Genomic DNA, 17877 nt, shown 5'->3' with positions numbered 1-17877 from the left:
ATCCGCCGTATCTATTCAGTACGGATTGATCCATGTCCTCTCGCGAAATCCGCATCGCCACCCGTAAAAGCGCCCTGGCCTTGTGGCAGGCCGAATACGTCAAAGCCCGCCTTGAACAGGCCCATCCCGGCCTCAAGGTCTCCCTGGTGCCCATGGTCAGTCGCGGCGACAAGCTGCTGGACTCGCCATTGTCGAAAATCGGCGGCAAGGGCCTGTTCGTCAAGGAGTTGGAAACTGCGCTGCTGGACAACGAAGCCGATATCGCCGTGCATTCGATGAAAGACGTGCCCATGGACTTCCCTGAAGGCCTGGGCCTTTTTTGTATCTGCGAGCGCGAAGACCCGCGCGACGCCTTCGTTTCCAACACCTTCGCGTCCCTGGACGAATTGCCGCTGGGCAGTATCGTTGGCACCTCCAGCCTGCGTCGCCAGGCCCAGTTGCTGACGCGGCGTCCCGACCTGCAGATCCGCTTTTTGCGTGGCAACGTCAACACGCGCCTGGCCAAGCTCGACGCCGGCGAATACGACGCGATCATCCTCGCCGCTGCCGGCCTGATCCGCCTGGGCTTTGAAGACCGCATCACCTCGGCCATCAGCGTCGAAGACAGCCTGCCCGCTGGCGGGCAGGGTGCAGTCGGAATCGAATGCCGCACCGCCGACAGCGAAATTCATGCGCTGCTAAAACCTCTCGATCACGCAGACACCGAAGTGCGCGTCACCGCCGAGCGTGCCTTGAACAAACACCTCAACGGTGGCTGCCAGGTGCCCATCGCCTGCTATGCCGTACTCGAGGGTGAGAACCTGTGGCTGCGTGGCCTGGTTGGTGATCCGGACGGCGGTAACCTGCTGACCGCCGAGGTACGTGGGCCGCAACGTGATGCCACGGCCTTGGGGATTCAGGTCGCCGAAGCGTTGCTGGAAAAAGGCGCGGGTACCATTTTGCAAAAAGTCTATGGCGAGGCCGGCCCGCAGTGACCGACTGGCGAGTGCTGCTGACGCGGCCTGCCGAGGAGTCGACGGCCCTGGCGGCGTTATTAGCCCAGAGCGGTATTCACAGCAACTGCCTGCCTTTGCTGGAGACTGAAGCCTTGCCGGTGACCGCAGAGCAACACGTGGTGTTCGGCGCGCTGCCGCGCTATCGCGCCGTCATCGTGGTGAGCAAGCCGGCTGCGCGCCTGGCGTTGCTGCGGTTGGGGGGCAGTGTGCCGCCAATGCCCTGGTTCAGTGTCGGCGCGGCCACGGCCCAGATACTGGCCGATCATGGCCTTAACGTTCACTGTCCCGCCACGGGCGATGACAGCGAGGCCTTGCTTGAACTGCCCGCCTTGCGCGAGGCTATTGCAGTGCCGGGCGCCCGGGTGTTGATTCTGCGTGGCGAGGGCGGGCGCGAGTTGCTGGCAGAGCGTTTACGCGAGCAAGGTGCTAGTGTCGACTACCTGGAATTGTATCGGCGTTTTCTTCCAGTGTATGAGAAGGGCGCGCTGATGCAACGCATCCAGTTGGAACGCTTGAACGGCCTGGTGGTCAGCAGTGGGCAGGGTTTTTTACACTTGCACGCGTTGGCCGGCCCCGATTGGCCAGAGGTGGCACAGCTGCCGTTGTTCGTGCCAAGCCCGCGTGTATATGAAATGGCGCGGGCCGCGGGTGCAGAAAAAGTTGTGGATTGTCGCGGCGCGAGTGCCGCGGCTTTGTTAGTGGCGTTAGGGAGCTATCCCGTTCCCACTCTCTGATACGCAAAGGACGGATACGTGAGCGAAACAGCCTTGCCTAAAGATGAAGCTCAGCCCGCGCTTGATGCGCCGGTCGAGACACCGGTCAGCGCGCCACGCCGTGGCAATGGCCTGGCCATCGTCGCCTTGCTGTTGGGCGCTGCGGGCGTAGCCGCCGGCGGTTGGGGGATCTGGCAGGTCCGTGCCCTGCAAGCCAGCAGCCAGCACCAGCTGGGCCAGGTGCAGACCCTGGATGACCAGTCCCAGAGCCTCAAGCAAGGCCAGCAACAGTTGGCCGCCCGCCTGGCGCAGTTGCCGGGTGCGGATGAGCTGGAAGAACGTCGCCGTCTGGTCACTCAGTTACAGGGTGATCAGCAGCGCCTCAACCAGCGTCTGGAAACCGTGTTGGGTGCCAGCCGCAAGGACTGGCGCCTGGCCGAGGCCGAGCATCTGATCCGTCTGGCCAGCTTGCGTTTGTCCGCCTTGCAAGACATCAACAGCGCTCAGTCGCTGGTCCAGGGGGCCGACGAGATTCTTCGCGAGCAGAGCGACCCAGGGTCTTTCGCCGCACGCGAGCAACTGGCCAAGAGCCTGGCCGCGCTGCGCAGCACCGAGCAACCGGACCGTACCGGCCTGTACCTGCAACTGGCCGCCTTGCGTGACCAAGTGGTGCAACTGGCGGCGATTGCCCCAGAGTATCAGCTCACCGAGCCCGCTTCCCAGGGGCGTCCCACCAGCGATACGCAGAACCAGTTGAGCCAATGGTGGGAGCAGATTTCCCGTTACTTCCGCATCGACTTCAACCCGGATGACAACATCCGCCCATTGTTGGCAGGCCAAGGTCTGAACCAAGTGCGCCTGGCCTTGAGCCTGGCGCTGGAGCAAGCCCAGTGGGCTGCGCTTAACGGCGAGGCGGCGGTGTACAGCCGCTCGCTGGGAGAAGCGCGCAGCGTGTTGCAGGACAACTTCAACCAGGACAACCCGCAGAGCAAGGCGATGCTGGCGCGTATTGCCGAGCTCGAGCCCAAGGCCGTGTCGGTGGTCACGCCTGACCTGGCCGCGAGCCTGGCTGCTGTGCAGGCGTACCTTGAGCGTCGTCATCTGTCTGCCGACGAAGCCAAGGCCTCGGCTGGCAAACCGGCGACCCAGGAGTAGAGCTGATGAAGCGTTTCTATGTGATCCTGGTGCTCGCAATTGCGCTCGCCCTGGCCCTGGGCGTGGGCATTTCGAAGCACACCGGCTACGTGTTGATTACCTATCCTCACTTGCTGCATTACGAATCAAGCCTGTGGGCGACATTGGTGGCGCTGTTCGCCATTGGCCTGGCGATTTACCTGATTCGTGTGTTGTGGAGCCTGGTCACCACATCCGGTGGCGTGGTCAACCCTTGGTCACGACGCAACCGCAGCCGTCGTGTGCAGATTGCTATCGAGCAAGGCCAGATGGACCTCGCCGAGGGCCGCTGGGCCAGCGCCGAACGCCACCTGCACCGCGCCGCCGAAGCAGAGCGTCAACCTTTGCTGTATTACATCGGCGCGGCCCGTGCGGCGAATGAGCAGGGTCGTTATGAGGAATCCGACGGTTTGCTGGAGCGCGCGCTGGAGCGCCAGCCCCAGGCCGAACTGGCCATTGCACTGAGCCATGCGCAATTGCAGATGGATCGTGGCGATACGGAAGGCGCTCTGGTCACCCTTCAGGCGATGCATGAGCGTCATCCGCATAACGCGCAAGTGCTGCGACAGTTGCAACGCCTGCATCAGCAGCGTGGCGATTGGTCGTCGGTGATTCGCCTGCTGCCGGAACTGCGCAAGGACAAAGTCTTGCCCGCCAATGAGCTGGCCGAGCTGGAGCGCCGCGCGTGGGGCGAGAACCTGAGCCTGGCGGCCCAGCGTGAAGAGCAAGGCGAGGCGGGGTTGCAGTCCTTGGAGCGCGCATGGGAGCAACTGACCGCTGCCCAGCGCCAACAGCCACAACTGGTATTGGCGTATGCCGACCAACTGCGTCGATTGGGCGCCGATGCCAAGGCCGAAGAAGTGCTGCGTGGTGCGCTCAAGCGCGGTTACGACAGTCACTTGATCCGGCTGTATGGCCTGCTGCGTGGCAGTGACCCTGCGCGTCAATTGAAGTTTGCCGAAGGCTGGCTCAAGGACCATCCAGGCGATGCCAGCCTGCTGCTGACGCTGGGTCGTCTGTGCCTGCAAAACAGTCTGTGGGGCAAGGCGCGGGATTATCTGGAAAGCAGCCTGCAAGTACAACGCAATCCCGAAGCCTGCGCCGAATTGGCTCGGCTGCTGGCCCAATTGGGCGACACCGAGCGCAGCAACCAGCTGTTTCAGGAAGGCTTGGGGTTGCTCGACAATCGTCTGCTGTCCTCGCCGCTGCCGGTGCCTGCGCGAGTTTGAAGTAGGAAAGGGTGAGTGGATTGGCTCGGACCGATCCGCCCCCGATCCTTCAAACCCTGCAAACACTCGGTTTAACTGGCCTTGTTGCTAATTCCTACTTGTTGTAACTGAATTTCCTCGGGCTCGTGGCGGGATGTCCTTATGTTTTCGAGGAAATGTCTGCTCTAGGGCGTATTGAAAGGGGTCGGGCCTTTCCTCTACCGTAGCGACCTATCTCTTGCAGTGCGGATAAACAATGTCTTTGGCCCCTTTACGCTCTTTGTTTTTCCTGGCGTTCATGGCGGGTGCGCTGACGTTGGGCGCGTCTTTCTACCTTCAATACGGCGCGCTGCTACGACCGTGTTTTCTATGCCAGGTACAGCGCCTGTTCCTCGCGTCTTTTGCATTGATCAACCTGATTGCCGTGCTTCACAAACCTGGGCGTTCCGGCCTTTGCCTTTATGGGTTGGCGAGTATGGGCTGTGCGTTGCTGGGCGCCATCACCGCAGGCCGGCAAGTCCTGTTGCAGAACAGGCCGGCAAGTCAGGTGGGGGATTGCTGGCCCAGTCTGCAGCACATGCTTGAAAGCCTGTCTGTCTGGCAGGCCATGCGCTCGGTGTTCAATGGCACGGTCGATTGTGTCGAAATCAACTGGACGCTATTTGACCTGAGCCTGCCTGAGTGGAGCCTGTTGTTCTTCGTCGCGATGCTGATCCTGGGGCTCATGCAGGTATCACGGTTGTTGTTCGGCAGGCATTTGCGCCTCGCAGTGCATTGAAAACGAGACTCAGGTTGTAGGAGCGGATTAAACACTTGTATGAACATTCTCTCCTGCGTACCTTGAAGCCATAGTCATGCGGGCATAATCTGGCCCGCACGCGTTATCCAAACCGCTTGTCAGACGCGGCCTTGTCCGTCTGCTGCTTCATCCTTGAAGTGTTGCGCAGGTACAGAGCTGCGGCGCCCCAATAGGGAAGAGAGATCATCATGTTGGAAAGTTGTCAGAATGCTCAGGAACGCTGGGGTGGAGTGCACAAGCTGATCGACAGCTGGTTGAAGGCACGTCACGAACTGGTTCGGGCCTTTGATGCTCTCGGCGCCAAGCCCGAAGCGTTGGGCGAGAATCGCGAGACATTGCAGGAATTCTGCGGTGTGCTGGTGGACTACGTGTCTGCCGGCCATTTCGGCGTCTACGAGCAACTGACCAAGGAGGCCGAAGCCTTCGATGATCAGCGTGGCCTGGAGTTGGCCGAGACGATTTACCCGCGCATCGATGTGATTACTGAAAAGCTGCTGGCGTTCACCGACCTGTGTGATGCCGGGAAATGTGTTGCGGAAAAATTCAAGGAATTGGGCGCGCTGTTGCATGAGCGTTTCGAACTGGAAGATTGCTTGATCGAAGTGCTGCACAACGCTCATAAAGAAGAGCCCGCCACCCAGGCTTGAAGCTGATGGCGAGATAAAAAACGGTGCGCATGTCGCACCGTTTTTTTATGGGTCAGTGGCGAGTGCCGAGCAGTTCGATTTCGAACACCAGCGGCGTATAGGGTGGGATCAACTCACCTGCGCCGTCTGCGCCATAGGCCTGGGCCGAAGGAATCACCAGGCGCCATTTCGCACCCACCGGCATCTGTTGCAATGCACTGCTCCAACCGCTGATCACGCTGTTGAGGCGAAACCATTGCGGTTGCGTACTTTTGTCGAAGACAGTCCCGTCAGGCAGTCGGCCCACGTATTTCACCTGTACTTCATCGCTGGCCAACGGCTTGTTGCCAGTGCCCGGTGCCAGCTCGGTGAGCAGGATACCGTCGGCTAGCTGACGAACGCCGGCGGCGGCTTTTTCCCGAGTGAGAAATTGCTGTTCGGCGGCCAGTGCTTTTTCGCTTTGCGGCAGTTGGGCGTCGGCGGTGTTCTGCGCTTCATGCTGGGAGAGGATCTGTTCGATGCGCGCCTTATCCAGCGCCAGTGGTTTGCCTTGGTAGGCTTGTTTGAGTCCGTCGAGCAGAGCCTGTATCTGCAGGTCGGGGACTTCCTGGCGCAACCGTTCGCCAAGGCTTGCGCCCAGGCTATAGGCAAGGTCGTGCGGGGTTGCGGCGGTGGTGTTTGACGAGGGTTGCTCGCTTGCATCGGCCACGCAGATCGCCAAGCCGAACACTAGAAAAAGGTAACGCGACATGGTCATTCTCCCGGCGAAAGTGCGACGGATTATGCCAGTGCGAGTGCGTAAAAAGTGGCGTGGTTTTCCGTTATATCGATAAGAATTTTCGCACTGTGCAACGCAACGCAAAGGATACTGTCAACATGCCCTAGCGGCGGTAAGAGCAGAGGGCTAGTATGAGCCGCACCCACGTCAGCCAGGAGGTAAACCATGTCGGCCAAACAGAAGCCTGTAAATACCCCGTTGCACTTGCTCCAACAACTTTCGGGCAGCCTGCTCGAACATCTGGAAAGCGCGTGCTCCCAAGCCTTGGCTGATGCAGAAAAGCTGCTCGCCAAACTGGAAAAGCAACGCGGTAAAGCGCAAGAAAAGCTGCACAAATCCCGCACCAAACTGCAAGACGCCGCCACTGCCGGCAAGTCCAAGGCACAAGCCAAAGCCAAAGGCGCGGTCAAAGAACTTGAAGAGCTGCTGGATGCTCTCAAGGATCGCCAAGCCGAAACCCGCAGCTACATTTCCCAACTCAAAAAAGACGCTCAAGAAAGCCTGAAACTGGCCCAGGGCGTTGGTCGTGTGAAGGAAGCCGTAGCTAAAGCACTGGGCGCTCGTACGCCTGCAAAAGTAGCCGCCAAGCCAGCTGCTAAGACTGCTGCTGCCAAACCAGCTGCCAAGCCAGTCGCTAAAACTGCTGCAGCCAAACCAGCCGCGAAGCCCGCTGCTAAAACTGCTGCAGCCAAACCAGCCGCGAAGCCCGCTGCTAAAACTGCTGCTGCCAAACCAGCCGCGAAGCCCGCTGCTAAAACTGCTGCTGCCAAACCAGCTGCAAAGCCAGCTGCTAGAACTGCTGCAGCCAAACCAGCCGCGAAGCCAGTTGCTAAAACTGCTGCTGCCAAACCAGCCGCGAAGCCAGTTGCTAAAACTGCTGCCGCCAAACCAGCCGCGAAGCCAGTCGCTAAAACCGCTGCAGCCAAACCAGCCGCGAAGCCAACTGCTAAAACTGCTGCCGCCAAACCAGCTGCCAAGCCAGTCGCTAAAACCGCTGCAGCCAAACCAGCTGCCAAGCCAGCCGCTAAACCTGCTGCTGCCAAACCAGCTGTGAAGCCAGCCGCTAAACCTGCTGCTGCCAAACCAGCCGCCAAGCCAGCTGCTAAACCTGCTGCCGCAAAACCGGCCGCGAAGCCAACTGCCAAGCCAGCGCCCGCCAAGCCAGCCACGCCAGCAGCCCCCACTGCCACCCCGGCAGCAGCCACCGCTCCAACTGCATCGGCCAGCAGCACTCCTGCACCGGTAGCGCCAAGCACCACCCCAACCAGCGCTTCCTAAGTGTTGGTGGCCATGACGCGCAATTGCAGCAGCGCGTCGTGGTCAAGGTTGGCGGCTTCGGTCGCCAGGCCTTCACGCCATTCTTGCTGACCCGGCACCTCATTGATCGGCCATGCCTGCGCCAGCGCTTCCAAGCGTGCCAGCAGCGTTCTTTCGGCCTCCAGCTCCAGTGTCTTGATCTGCTCGCGTAGCGATGCCAATTGCGCATCCTGCTGGGCCAAGGCGCGCCATTGCACGCGCATTTGTCGCAACGGTTCGACTACCTGCACCCGCCACGGCTGAGCGATCTGTTGCAATGCCTGAACGCGTTCGGGCTTGTACGCCACACCTCGTTGCTCCAGCCAAGCACCACACAACAACAGGCACACGTCTGCCCCTTGCTCCTGCAAGCGCAGGCACGCGGCCTCCACGCCCGGGCGAGCATAGGTCGAAAGGGCAAAGCTCCACAGGTCAGCGTACATATTCACACCCAAGCCAGCGGCCAACGAAGCTGGTAGACTCCGCCGCCATTATGATCCGACTTCAAAGCCTAACATTACAGCGTGGCCCGCAACGTCTTCTTGAAGACGCCGAGCTGACCCTGCACGCCGGTCACAAAGCCGGCCTGATCGGTGCCAACGGCGCCGGCAAATCCACGTTGTTCGCCTTGTTGCTGGGTGAGCTGACCCCGGATTCCGGGGACTGCCTGCTGCCGGCCGACTGGCGCATTGCCCATATGCGCCAGGAGATCGACACCCTGGACCGCATCGCCATCGACTACGTGCTCGATGGCGACCTGCGCCTGCGCCAGGTACAACACGACCTCGCCGAAGCCGAAAAAGCCCAGGACGGTGCCGCCCAGGCGCGCCTGCACTCGGAGCTGGACAGCGCCGACGGCTATACCGCCGACGCCCGCGCTCGCAAGATGCTTGCCGGCCTTGGGTTTACCAACGAGCAGATGGACCGTCCGGTCGCCGATTTCTCCGGCGGCTGGCGCATGCGCCTGAACCTGGCCCAAGCGCTGATGTGTCCGTCGGACCTGTTGCTGCTCGACGAGCCGACCAACCACTTGGACCTCGATGCGATCCTGTGGCTGGAAGACTTCCTCAAGAGTTACCAGGGCACCTTGCTGCTGATCTCCCACGACCGGGATTTCCTCGACGCCGTGGTCGATAACATCGCCCATGTCGAACAGAAGAAAATCACCCTTTACCGTGGCGGCTATACCGCGTTCGAACGCGCTCGCGCCGAACGCCTGGCCCAGCAGCAACAGGCCTTTGAAAAGCAACAGGCGCAACGTGCGCACATGGAAAGCTACATCGCCAGGTTCAAGGCCCAGGCCACCAAGGCCCGCCAGGCGCAGAGCCGGATCAAGGCCCTGGAACGCATGGAAGAGCTGTCGGCGGCCCACGTCGATTCGCCGTTCGACTTTGTCTTCCGTGAGTCGGTGAAGATCTCCAGCCCGCTGTTGGACCTCTCGGACGCTCGCCTGGGCTACGGCGACAAAACCATCCTGGAGAAGGTTAAGCTGCAGCTCACGCCGGGCGCCCGCATCGGTTTGCTCGGCCCGAACGGCGCCGGCAAGTCGACACTGATCAAGAACCTCTCGGGTGAGCTTGAGCCGCTGGCCGGTCGCCTCACTCGTGGCGAGAACACGGTGGTGGGTTACTTCGCCCAGCACCAACTGGACTCGCTGGACGCTAAGGCCAGCCCGCTGTTGCACCTGCAACGCCTGGCGCCAGCCGAGCGCGAGCAGACCCTGCGCGACTTCCTCGGCGGTTTCGACTTCCGTGGCGCGCGTATCGACGAGCCCGTGCTGAACTTCTCCGGTGGCGAAAAAGCCCGCCTGGCCCTGGCCCTGATCGCCTGGGACCGGCCCAACCTGCTGTTGCTCGACGAACCGACCAACCACCTGGACCTGGAGATGCGCCTGGCGCTGACCATGGCCCTGCAGGAATTCAGCGGTGCGGTATTGGTGGTGTCTCACGACCGTCACCTGCTCAAGAGCACCACCGACAACTTCCTGCTGGTGGCCGACGGCAAGGTCGAAGAGTTCGATGGCGACCTGGACGACTACGCGCGCTGGCTGACGGAGTACCGCCTGCGCAATGCGCCGGCCAGCAACACGCCGGTCAACCCGGACAAGACCGACAAGAAAGCCCAGCGCCAGGCCGCCGCCGCGCTGCGCCAGCAGTTGGCGCCGCACAAGCGTGAGGCCGACAAGCTGGAAGCCGAACTGGGCAAGGTGCATGAGCGCCTGGCCAAGATCGAAGCCAGCCTGGGCGACAGCGCCGTGTACGAGGCGGCGCGCAAGGATGAACTGCGTGACCTGCTGGCCGAACAGGCCAAGCTCAAGGTGCGCGAGGGGCAGTTGGAGGAAACCTGGATGGAGGCCCTCGAATTGCTCGAAACCCTGCAAGCGGAGCTGGAGGCGCTGTCCTGATGGAGGCGTTGCAATTACCGGTACCGGTGCAATGGATCGAACCCATCTGGATCGGCGTGCAAATCCTGCTGATCCTGCTGGCTGGCTACCTGGCTCAGCGCTTCGTCGCAAAAGGCCTTACGCGCCTGGGTGAGCGCTACCCGTTCCCGCCGCAATTGCTGATGCCCCTGCGGGGCGGCTTGCGCTGGCTGATCATGGGCAGTGCGCTGATCTTTGTGCTGGGCCGCCTGGGTGTGTCTGCCACGGTGTTGTGGACGGCCCTGTCGGGGTTTGTCGCGGTGGCGGCCGTGGCGTTCTTCGCCATGTGGTCGGTGCTGTCCAACCTGCTTTGCGCGATCCTGATCTTTACCGTCGGGCCGTTTCGCCTGGGTGATATCGTCGAGTTGGTGGACACCGTCGACAAGCCGGGCGTGAAGGGCCGGGTCGTGGCGATCAACTTGCTCTACACCACGCTGATCGAAGTCGAGGAAGCCGGGACCAACAGCGCGATGGTGCAGGTGCCCAATAGCCTGTTCTTCCAGCGTTCGGTACGCCGTTGGCCCGGCTCTGGCACCAACATCCTGTAGGAGCGAGCTTGCTCGCGAAGAACCTGAGAGCGCCGCGTTCATCCAGTTTGCCCGCGTTATCGTTGACGTTCTTCGCGAGCACGCTCGCTCCTACAGAAATCTATAGCCAGCCTTTGGTTGCAGGAGTTAGCTTAAGGCACAACCGCTAACTCCCTTACGAGGTGTGCAATGGCTCTCGATACATGGCTGGCCTTTTTCCTGGCCAGTTGGATCATCTCCCTTTCTCCTGGCGCCGGCGCCATCGCCTCAATGTCCAGCGGCCTGCAGTACGGTTTTGTGCGTGGCTACTGGAACGCCATCGGCCTGCAACTGGGCCTGGCGATGCAGATTGCCGTGGTTGCGGGTGGTCTGGGAGCCATTCTGGCGGCCTCGTCTACTGCGTTCTATGCGATCAAATGGTTCGGCGTGGCCTACCTCGTGTACCTGGCCATCAAGCAATGGCGCGCTTTGCCCATGGACATGACCGACGACGCCGCCGTACGCCCCATTGGCAAACCGATGGCGATGATGTTCCGCGGTTTTCTGGTCAACGCCAGCAACCCCAAGGCGCTGGTATTCATGCTGGCGGTGCTGCCGCAGTTCGTGAACCCGCAGGCGCCGTTGTTGGTCCAGTACCTGATCCTGGGTGCAACCATGATCAGCGTCGATATGATCGTGATGGCGGGCTACACAGGGTTGGCGTCGAAAGTCTTGCGCCTGTTGCGTACACCCAAACAACAGAAACGCGTAAACCGCACCTTTGCTGGCTTGTTTGTCGGCGCTGCCGGTTTCCTGGCGAGCCTGCATCGCGCCACGGCCTGACCAAGCGACGGACCAAAAATGTGGGAGCGGGCTTGCTCGCGAATGCGGTGTGTCAGTCAAAGGAAATAGTGACTGAAGCACCGCATTCGCGAGCAAGCCCGCTCCCGCACTCGTTTTGTAGTGATATGAAATAACACCTTGAGTCGAATCCATTAAAGCTCAACAATAGTGTTACTTCGTATTTCCACTTGAGATTCATTCATGACCGCCCCTTTCCGCTTTCTCGCCTGGCTGCTGTTGCCGGCGTTGCTGTCGTGCAGCTCCAATCTGTTGGCCGCGACCGCCGAGGGCGCGCCGCAAGCCCTGCATTTGCTGGACTACATTGGCGCCGACTACCCACCGACGGTGGAGGCGGGCAAGGTGGTAGATGACTCGGAGTACCGTGAACAAGTGGAATTTCTCGGGGTGTTGCAGGGGCTGGTGGCGGATTTGCCAGACAAACCCGAGCGCGCCGAGCTGATAAAGGGCGTTGATGAACTGCTGGCCGCAGTCACTGCACACCAGGATGGAGCGAGCGTTGCCCGCCAGGCCCGTCAATTGGGCGCCAAACTGGCCGTGGCGTATGAAGTCAGCCAGGCCCCGGCCATCACGCCGGACCCGACCCGAGGCGCGCCGCTCTACGCCCAGCATTGTTCGGTGTGCCACGGCACAGCAGGTGCCGGCGATGGCCCCGCAGGCATGGGCATGACGCCGCCACCCGCTAACCTGCGCGATGCCACACGCCTGGATCGCTTGAGCCTCTATGCGATCTACAACACCCTCGGCCTGGGCGTCGAAGGCACCGACATGCCGTCGTTCGCTGACCAACTGGACGACCGCCAGCGCTGGGACCTGGCAACCTATATCGCCGGCTTCACGGCCGACCCGGCCGCCGGCAAAGGCGAGCAGACATTCAACCTCGCCGACCTGGCCCGCCAGACCCCCAATGAAGTGCTCGCCGCTGACGGCCCTGGCGCTGCGGCGACATTCCGCGCCCAGCGTGCGCAGCCGCCGCAGGTTCAGCGTGGCCCCGCGCAGTTGCTCGATTACACCGCCGCCACCCTGGACAAGAGCCTCGCAGCCTTTCGCAACGGCGACCACGAGCAGGCTTATGATCTGTCCGTCGCGGCCTACCTGGAAGGCTTCGAGCTGGTGGAAAGCTCCCTGGATAACGTCGATGCCAATGTGCGCAAAGACACCGAGAAGGCGCTGATGGCTTATCGGCAATCGTTGCAGGACGGTTTGCCTATCGAGCAGGTGCAGCAGCGCTTGGATGCAGCCAAAGGCAAACTCACTGAATCGGCTGGTTTGCTGGGCGGCGATGGCCTGAGCTGGTCGTTGAGCTATATCTCTGGCCTGCTGATCCTGCTGCGCGAAGGTCTGGAAGCGATTCTGGTGCTGGCAGCGATCCTCGCCTTCCTGCGTAACACCGGCCAGCAATCGGCGGTGCGCAGCGTCAACGTCGGCTGGGGCCTGGCGCTGTTGGCGGGCTTGGCTACGTGGGCCCTGGCGGCCTATGTCATTGATGTCAGCGGTGCCCAGCGCGAATTGCTCGAAGGCTGTACGGCGCTGTTCGCCAGTGTGATGGTGTTGTGGCTTGGTGTGTGGATGCACGACCGGCGTCACGCGGCAGCCTGGCAGGACTACATCAAGAGCAGCCTGGTGGGCGACGGTGGGCGTTTCGGTTTTGCCGTGCTGGCGTTCTTCTCGGTGTACCGCGAACTGTTCGAAGTCATCCTGTTCTACGAAACCCTGTGGCTGCAGGCCGGCCCTGCCGGGCACAACGCGGTGCTGGCCGGTGGTGCCACGGCGCTGGTGCTGCTGGTGGGCCTGGCCTGGGTGATCCTGCGCGGTTCGGCGAAGCTGCCCCTGGCGCTGTTCTTCGGCATCAATGCCGCGTTGCTGTGTGCGTTGTCGGTAGTGTTCGCCGGGCACGGTGTGAAGGCCTTGCAGGAAGCGGGCATCTTTGGCACGCGGCCGGTGGCGTTCTTTGACTTCGACTGGCTGGGCATCCACGCCGATGCGTATTCGCTGGGCGCGCAGGCCGTGGCGATTCTGGCGATTGTGGTGTTGTATGGCCGTAGCCGCCTGACCGAAAAGCGCCGGGCGGCGGCGTAGCATGCGCGTGTGGATCGACGCCGACGCCTGCCCTCGGGCGGCCAAGGACCAAGTGGTGAAGTTCGCCCTCAAGCGCCAGTTTGAGGTGGTGCTGGTGGCAGGGCAAAGCCAGATCAAACCCAGCTTTGCCTGTGTGAAGTTGATCGTGGTGCCCAGCGGGCCGGATGCCGCCGATGATTACCTGGTGGAGCACGCCGTGCCCGGCGAACTGGTGATTTGCAGCGACGTGCCCTTGGCCGACCGCCTGGTAAAGAAGGGGGTCACGGCCCTCGACCCGCGTGGCAAGGAATTCAGCCCGGCGAACATGAGCGAGCGGTTGGCGGTGCGTAACCTGTTCACCGAACTGCGCGAGCAAGGCCAGATGGGCGGCGGCCCACCGCCCCACGGCGAAAAGGACAAGCAGGCGTTTGCCAATGCACTGGACCGTATCCTCACCCGCTTGATGAAGCCTCTGTAGGAGCGAGCTTGCTCGCGAAAAACGTCAACGATAACGCGGGCACTCTGGATGAACGCGGCGCTCTCAGGTTCTTCGCGAGCAAGCTCGCTCCTACAGAAAGAGGGCGTCAGTCGTTCTCGTGGGTCAACTCCAACACCCGATCCACAAGCTTGTTGATGCCTGACGCCACCTCGCTGATGTTCTTGCCCAGCATATAGGCCGGCGTACTCACCAGCTTGCGCGCCGGGTCCTCGACAATGTCCTCTACCGTGCATTCGATGTGGGTGGCGCCCATCTTGTCCAGGGCAGCCGCTGTGTCGGCATCGTTACCGATGGTGCAGGTCACGCCAGGGCCGTAGATCTTGGCGGCCAGGGCCGGCGAGATGCAGATCAACCCCACCGGCTTGCCCGCTTCGGCAAAGGCTTCAGCCAGCGCCAGCACCTGCGGGTTGATGCTGCAGCCGGCGCCTTCCACGGCAAAGTTCGACAGGTTCTTGGCCGCGCCAAAACCGCCCGGCACGATCAGCGCGTCAAAGTCTGCGGCATTGGCTTGGCCAATATCCTTCACGGCGCCGCGGGCGATGCGCGCAGATTCCACCAGCACATTGCGCGACTCGGGCATTTCTTCGCCCGTGAGGTGGTTGATCACGTGCAACTGCGCAACGTCGGGTGCAAAGCATTCCACTTGAGCGCCGCGCTGGTCCAGGCGCAGCAGGGTGATCACGCTTTCATGGATCTCTGCGCCGTCGTACACGCCACAGCCGGAAAGGATCACTGCAATCTTTTTGCTCATGGGCATTTCTCCTGATTCATGGCGTTAAATGTCTACTAATTTGTAACCTGTTGCCAATGGGATCTCACGTCGCTGCACCTAATCTTGATGTAACAAAAATAGACCGGACTCGCCCATGGACTTTGTGCCTTACGCAGTACCGTTTTTTATTGCCCTGATTGTGGTGGAGTTGTTGGCCGACCGTTGGCGTGGCGTGCGCAACTACCGAGTGGCGGATGCCATCAACAGCCTCAGCACCGGCGTGCTGTCCACCACTACCGGCTTGCTCACCAAGGGCGTGGGCCTGCTGACCTATGCGTTCGCCCTCAAGCACCTGGCGCTGTTCGAGTTGCCAGCCGAAAACGTCTGGACCTGGGTATTCGCCTTTGTGTTCTATGACTTTTGCTACTACTGGCTGCACCGAATGGGCCATGAGCGCAACATCCTGTGGGCCGCGCATTCGGTGCATCACCAGAGCGAGGACTACAACCTCAGCACCGCCTTGCGCCAGACCAGCACCGGCTTCCTGCTGAGTTGGATCTTCTACCTGCCGCTGGCGGTGGCCGGCGTGCCGCTGGTGGTGTTTATCAGTGTGGCCTCGCTCAACCTGCTGTATCAATTCTGGGTCCATACACGTCATGTTCCCAAGCTCGGCTGGGTCGAATGGCTGTTCGTCACGCCGTCCAATCATCGGGCCCACCATGCACAGAACGCTCTCTACATGGATCGCAACTACGGCGGGGTGTTCATTATTTGGGACCGGCTGTTCGGCACCTTCCAGGAGGAAGACGATAACGAGCCGGTGATTTTCGGCGTGACCACACCCCTGGCCAGCTGGAACCCGCTGTGGGCCAACCTGCAGTTTTATGCGCAGCTATGGAGTGACGCCCGGCGTACTGAACGTTGGTGGGACAAGCTGCGCATCTGGTTCATGCGCACCGGCTGGCGCCCGGCGGACGTCAATGCCCAGTACCCGCTGGCCAAGCCGGACCTGAGCCAGTTCCGCAAATTCGAGGTGCCGCTGGACGTGAGCCAACAGGTCTACATCGCCTTGCAGTTTGCGGCTTACGTGGGGTTTGGCAGCTATTTGATGAATTTCGGTGAGGGCTTGCCCACGTCGGCGCTGGCCCTCGGTTGGGGCACGATGGCGCTGGGGCTGTTTACCTTGGGCGTGGCGCTGGAGAATCGCTCATGGGCACTGAAGGCCGAGCTGGCACGCCTGGCGCTGAATGTGCCGTTGGTATGGCTGGCGCCGCTGGTGGGGTTGTGGCCCGCCAGCAACCTGGGCTGGTTGGGCCTGGCGAGCTACAGCCTGCTCAGCATCATCGGCCTCTACTGTTGCAGAAGCCGGCTCACTCGGTTGGCGTCTTAGGCGTTTGCACCGGGGCTGGCTCGTTGGCCAGCCGAGCCTTGGCCTCGGCACACGCTTGGCGAGCGATGCGGGCATTCTTGAAGCGGCGTCGCAACCACAGGCCAAAGCCCAGCACCAGCAAGGCGCCCAGTACCCACAGCTCGTATTTCTTGACGCTGCCAAGCATGCCTTCCAGCACCGCGCCGAAGTGGTAGGCCGCCGCCCCCAATGCCGCCGCCCAGATCGCCGCGCCAATACCGTTGAGAACCAGATAGCGCAGCGGTGGGTAGCCGGACAAGCCAATCGCCACGGGCATCACCGTGCGCAAGCCGTAGACGAAGCGGAAACTCAATACCCAGATATCCGGATGCTTGCGGATATGTTCCAGTGCCTTGTCGCCCATCAATTGCCAGCGCGGCTTGCGCGCCAGCAACTTGCGGCCGTGCTTGCGCCCCATGTAGTACCAGAGCTGGTCGCCGGCGTAGCTGCCAAAAAAGGCAACGACCACCACCAGGTTGATATCCATGTAGCCACGGAACGCCAGGAAGCCTGCGAGTACAAGGATGGTCTCGCCTTCGAAGAACGTGCCGAGAAAGAGGGCAAAGTAGCCGAAGTCATGCAGAAATTGTTGAAGCATGGTCTAGGGTGCTGGCGAAATGAACGCGCAGCCTACGCCTTCACGAAGATTCATGAAAGTATCGAGATGTGTCACGAAGTGAACAATTCCTACGCAAATGACGAATGGGACTACAGGTCGCGTCGATAAGCACAACTGTCATTCATTCGTCATAATGGCCGCTTATAACTGCAACGCTCGCCCGTAAACACGGGCTCAGGAGTCTGTCGTGAGCTTTACCCCTGCCAATCGCCTGTTCCCCGCCACCCGTCTGCGTCGCAATCGTCGTGATGATTTTTCTCGTCGCCTGGTACGTGAAAATGTACTGACCACGAATGATCTGATCCTGCCGGTTTTCGTGCTTGACGGTGAAAATCGTCGGGAAGCGGTGGCGTCGATGCCGGGTGTGGAGCGTCTGACCATTGATTTGTTGCTTGAAGAAGCGGCGAATTGGGTCGAGTTGGGCATTCCGGCGTTGGCGCTGTTTCCAGTGACCCCGGCCGAACTCAAGTCTCTGGACGCCGCCGAAGCCTGGAACCCCGATGGGATCGCCCAGCGTGCCACCCGTGCCCTGCGCGAGCGCTTCCCGGAACTGGGGGTGATCACCGACGTGGCCCTGGACCCATTCACCACCCACGGCCAGGATGGCATTCTTGACGAAGACGGTTATGTTCAGAACGACATCACCGTCGATGCACTGGTCAAGCAGGCGTTGTCCCACGCTGCGGCAGGCGCCCAGGTGGTTGCGCCGTCGGACATGATGGACGGACGCATCCAGGCGATCCGCGAAGCCCTTGAGCTGGCTGGCCACGTCAATGTACGAATCATGGCCTACTCGGCCAAATACGCCAGCGCCTACTACGGCCCATTCCGCGATGCGGTAGGCTCGGCGCTGAACCTGGGCAAGGCCAACAAGGCCTCGTACCAGATGGACCCGGCCAACAGCCTAGAGGCCCTGCACGAAGTGGCTGCCGACTTGGCCGAAGGCGCCGATATGGTGATGGTCAAGCCGGGGATGCCCTACCTGGACATTCTTTACCGGGTCAAAGAGGAATTCAAAGTGCCGACCTTTGTCTATCAGGTCAGCGGTGAATACGCCATGCACATGGCGGCAATCCAGAATGGTTGGTTGAGTGAAGGGGTGATCCTCGAATCCCTGACTGCCTTTAAACGTGCCGGCGCTGATGGCATTCTGACCTACTTTGCCGCCCGCGCCGCCCAATTGCTTAGAGAGCAACAATAGCCC

At 61.3% G+C, this 17877-nt stretch carries 18 protein-coding genes; 14 read left to right on the top strand and 4 right to left on the bottom strand.

The annotated features are described in order from the left end of the window. Window positions 1-32: 32 nt before the first annotated feature. From hemC to GIW04_RS02745, 6 genes are all read left to right on the top strand, one after another. Window positions 33-974: a hydroxymethylbilane synthase gene (hemC, locus tag GIW04_RS02770; RefSeq protein ID WP_019819816.1), complete on the top strand. Its 942-nt coding sequence runs from the start codon at window positions 33-35 to the stop codon at window positions 972-974. Beyond that, window positions 971-1729, top strand: coding sequence for a uroporphyrinogen-III synthase (locus GIW04_RS02765; protein WP_120247466.1), 759 nt, complete (start codon window positions 971-973; stop codon window positions 1727-1729). The genes hemC and GIW04_RS02765 overlap by 4 nt, the downstream gene beginning before the upstream one ends. An 18-nt stretch (window positions 1730-1747) precedes the next feature. Next, entirely contained in the window at window positions 1748-2863 is a 1116-nt protein-coding gene (locus GIW04_RS02760) for a uroporphyrinogen-III C-methyltransferase (RefSeq protein WP_034134043.1), read from the top strand. 5 nt (window positions 2864-2868) lie between these two features. Next, window positions 2869-4110, top strand: coding sequence for a heme biosynthesis protein HemY (locus GIW04_RS02755; protein WP_003195384.1), 1242 nt, complete (start codon window positions 2869-2871; stop codon window positions 4108-4110). Window positions 4111-4345: 235 nt separating this feature from the next. Then, window positions 4346-4867 carry a disulfide bond formation protein B gene (locus GIW04_RS02750; RefSeq protein ID WP_003195382.1) on the top strand — a complete coding sequence of 174 codons (522 nt, stop codon included), beginning with the start codon at window positions 4346-4348 and terminating at the stop codon, window positions 4865-4867. Window positions 4868-5076: 209 nt separating this feature from the next. Further along, window positions 5077-5535 carry an Rsd/AlgQ family anti-sigma factor gene (locus GIW04_RS02745; RefSeq protein ID WP_003195380.1) on the top strand — a complete coding sequence of 153 codons (459 nt, stop codon included), beginning with the start codon at window positions 5077-5079 and terminating at the stop codon, window positions 5533-5535. Window positions 5536-5587: 52 nt separating this feature from the next. Here GIW04_RS02745 and GIW04_RS02740 read toward each other — a convergent pair whose 3' ends face one another. Further along, window positions 5588-6265 (bottom strand): FKBP-type peptidyl-prolyl cis-trans isomerase, encoded by a 678-nt coding sequence (locus GIW04_RS02740; RefSeq protein ID WP_120247467.1) that lies wholly within the window; start codon window positions 6263-6265, stop codon window positions 5588-5590. A gap of 192 nt (window positions 6266-6457) precedes the next feature. Here GIW04_RS02740 and GIW04_RS02735 point away from each other — a divergent pair, with 192 nt between their 5' ends. Further along, window positions 6458-7570: an AlgP family protein gene (locus tag GIW04_RS02735; RefSeq protein WP_236478929.1), complete on the top strand. Its 1113-nt coding sequence runs from the start codon at window positions 6458-6460 to the stop codon at window positions 7568-7570. Here GIW04_RS02735 and GIW04_RS02730 read toward each other — a convergent pair. Next, window positions 7567-8031 carry a TIGR02444 family protein gene (locus GIW04_RS02730; RefSeq protein WP_003195376.1) on the bottom strand — a complete coding sequence of 155 codons (465 nt, stop codon included), beginning with the start codon at window positions 8029-8031 and terminating at the stop codon, window positions 7567-7569. The two genes, GIW04_RS02735 and GIW04_RS02730, sit on opposite strands and share 4 nt — an antisense overlap. A gap of 50 nt (window positions 8032-8081) precedes the next feature. Here GIW04_RS02730 and abc-f point away from each other — a divergent pair, with 50 nt between their 5' ends. The 5 genes from abc-f (at window position 8082) to GIW04_RS02705 (ending at window position 13913) form a co-directional block, all read left to right on the top strand. Beyond that, window positions 8082-9992, top strand: coding sequence for a ribosomal protection-like ABC-F family protein (gene abc-f / locus GIW04_RS02725; RefSeq protein ID WP_034134039.1), 1911 nt, complete (start codon window positions 8082-8084; stop codon window positions 9990-9992). After that, window positions 9992-10558, top strand: coding sequence for a mechanosensitive ion channel family protein (locus GIW04_RS02720; protein ID WP_003195372.1), 567 nt, complete (start codon window positions 9992-9994; stop codon window positions 10556-10558). The genes abc-f and GIW04_RS02720 overlap by 1 nt, the downstream gene beginning before the upstream one ends. Before the next feature lie 168 nt (window positions 10559-10726). Continuing rightward, window positions 10727-11359 carry a LysE family transporter gene (locus GIW04_RS02715; protein ID WP_003195369.1) on the top strand — a complete coding sequence of 211 codons (633 nt, stop codon included), beginning with the start codon at window positions 10727-10729 and terminating at the stop codon, window positions 11357-11359. A gap of 201 nt (window positions 11360-11560) precedes the next feature. Then, on the top strand, window positions 11561-13456 hold the full coding sequence (locus GIW04_RS02710; protein ID WP_120247469.1) for an FTR1 family protein: 1896 nt from the start codon (window positions 11561-11563) through the stop codon (window positions 13454-13456). Window position 13457: 1 nt separating this feature from the next. Continuing rightward, window positions 13458-13913 carry a YaiI/YqxD family protein gene (locus tag GIW04_RS02705; RefSeq protein WP_120247470.1) on the top strand — a complete coding sequence of 152 codons (456 nt, stop codon included), beginning with the start codon at window positions 13458-13460 and terminating at the stop codon, window positions 13911-13913. 106 nt (window positions 13914-14019) lie between these two features. On the opposite strand, the gene elbB is transcribed toward GIW04_RS02705, so the two are convergent. Next, complete coding sequence (gene elbB / locus GIW04_RS02695) at window positions 14020-14685, bottom strand: isoprenoid biosynthesis glyoxalase ElbB (RefSeq protein ID WP_003195362.1); 666 nt, start codon at window positions 14683-14685, stop codon at window positions 14020-14022. A gap of 115 nt (window positions 14686-14800) precedes the next feature. Here elbB and GIW04_RS02690 point away from each other — a divergent pair, with 115 nt between their 5' ends. Next, complete coding sequence (locus GIW04_RS02690; RefSeq protein WP_034134037.1) at window positions 14801-16036, top strand: sterol desaturase family protein; 1236 nt, start codon at window positions 14801-14803, stop codon at window positions 16034-16036. Here the strand turns inward: GIW04_RS02690 and GIW04_RS02685 are convergent. Then, the gene (locus tag GIW04_RS02685; protein WP_034134036.1) at window positions 16017-16652 is read right to left on the bottom strand and encodes a DedA family protein; all 636 of its coding nucleotides are present in this window, start codon (window positions 16650-16652) and stop codon (window positions 16017-16019) included. The genes GIW04_RS02690 and GIW04_RS02685 overlap by 20 nt on opposite strands. Window positions 16653-16860: 208 nt before the next feature. Between GIW04_RS02685 and hemB the strand changes: the two genes are divergently transcribed. After that, window positions 16861-17874 carry a porphobilinogen synthase gene (gene hemB, locus GIW04_RS02680; protein ID WP_003195355.1) on the top strand — a complete coding sequence of 338 codons (1014 nt, stop codon included), beginning with the start codon at window positions 16861-16863 and terminating at the stop codon, window positions 17872-17874. The last annotated feature ends 3 nt before the right edge of the window (window positions 17875-17877 follow it).

It is taken from the genome of Pseudomonas sp. PA-4-8C (genome assembly GCF_021606625.1).
GTDB lineage: Bacteria > Pseudomonadota > Gammaproteobacteria > Pseudomonadales > Pseudomonadaceae > Aquipseudomonas > Aquipseudomonas lactis.
This window is presented reverse-complemented; position numbering and strand designations above follow the sequence as displayed.

Bases quoted from the DNA above. Each gene is read 5' to 3' on its own strand.
- hemC (WP_019819816.1), top strand. From the start codon at position 33: ATGTCCTCTCGCGAAATCCGCATCGCCACCCGTAAAAGCGCCCTGGCC.
- GIW04_RS02755 (WP_003195384.1), top strand. From the start codon at position 2,869: ATGAAGCGTTTCTATGTGATCCTGGTGCTCGCAATTGCGCTCGCCCTG.
- GIW04_RS02750 (WP_003195382.1), top strand. From the start codon at position 4,346: ATGTCTTTGGCCCCTTTACGCTCTTTGTTTTTCCTGGCGTTCATGGCG.
- GIW04_RS02745 (WP_003195380.1), top strand. From the start codon at position 5,077: ATGTTGGAAAGTTGTCAGAATGCTCAGGAACGCTGGGGTGGAGTGCAC.
- GIW04_RS02740 (WP_120247467.1), bottom strand. From the start codon at position 6,265: ATGTCGCGTTACCTTTTTCTAGTGTTCGGCTTGGCGATCTGCGTGGCC.
- GIW04_RS02735 (WP_236478929.1), top strand. From the start codon at position 6,458: ATGTCGGCCAAACAGAAGCCTGTAAATACCCCGTTGCACTTGCTCCAA.
- GIW04_RS02730 (WP_003195376.1), bottom strand. From the start codon at position 8,031: ATGTACGCTGACCTGTGGAGCTTTGCCCTTTCGACCTATGCTCGCCCG.
- abc-f (WP_034134039.1), top strand. From the start codon at position 8,082: ATGATCCGACTTCAAAGCCTAACATTACAGCGTGGCCCGCAACGTCTT.
- GIW04_RS02720 (WP_003195372.1), top strand. From the start codon at position 9,992: ATGGAGGCGTTGCAATTACCGGTACCGGTGCAATGGATCGAACCCATC.
- GIW04_RS02715 (WP_003195369.1), top strand. From the start codon at position 10,727: ATGGCTCTCGATACATGGCTGGCCTTTTTCCTGGCCAGTTGGATCATC.
- GIW04_RS02710 (WP_120247469.1), top strand. From the start codon at position 11,561: ATGACCGCCCCTTTCCGCTTTCTCGCCTGGCTGCTGTTGCCGGCGTTG.
- GIW04_RS02705 (WP_120247470.1), top strand. From the start codon at position 13,458: ATGCGCGTGTGGATCGACGCCGACGCCTGCCCTCGGGCGGCCAAGGAC.
- elbB (WP_003195362.1), bottom strand. From the start codon at position 14,685: ATGAGCAAAAAGATTGCAGTGATCCTTTCCGGCTGTGGCGTGTACGAC.
- GIW04_RS02690 (WP_034134037.1), top strand. From the start codon at position 14,801: ATGGACTTTGTGCCTTACGCAGTACCGTTTTTTATTGCCCTGATTGTG.
- GIW04_RS02685 (WP_034134036.1), bottom strand. From the start codon at position 16,652: ATGCTTCAACAATTTCTGCATGACTTCGGCTACTTTGCCCTCTTTCTC.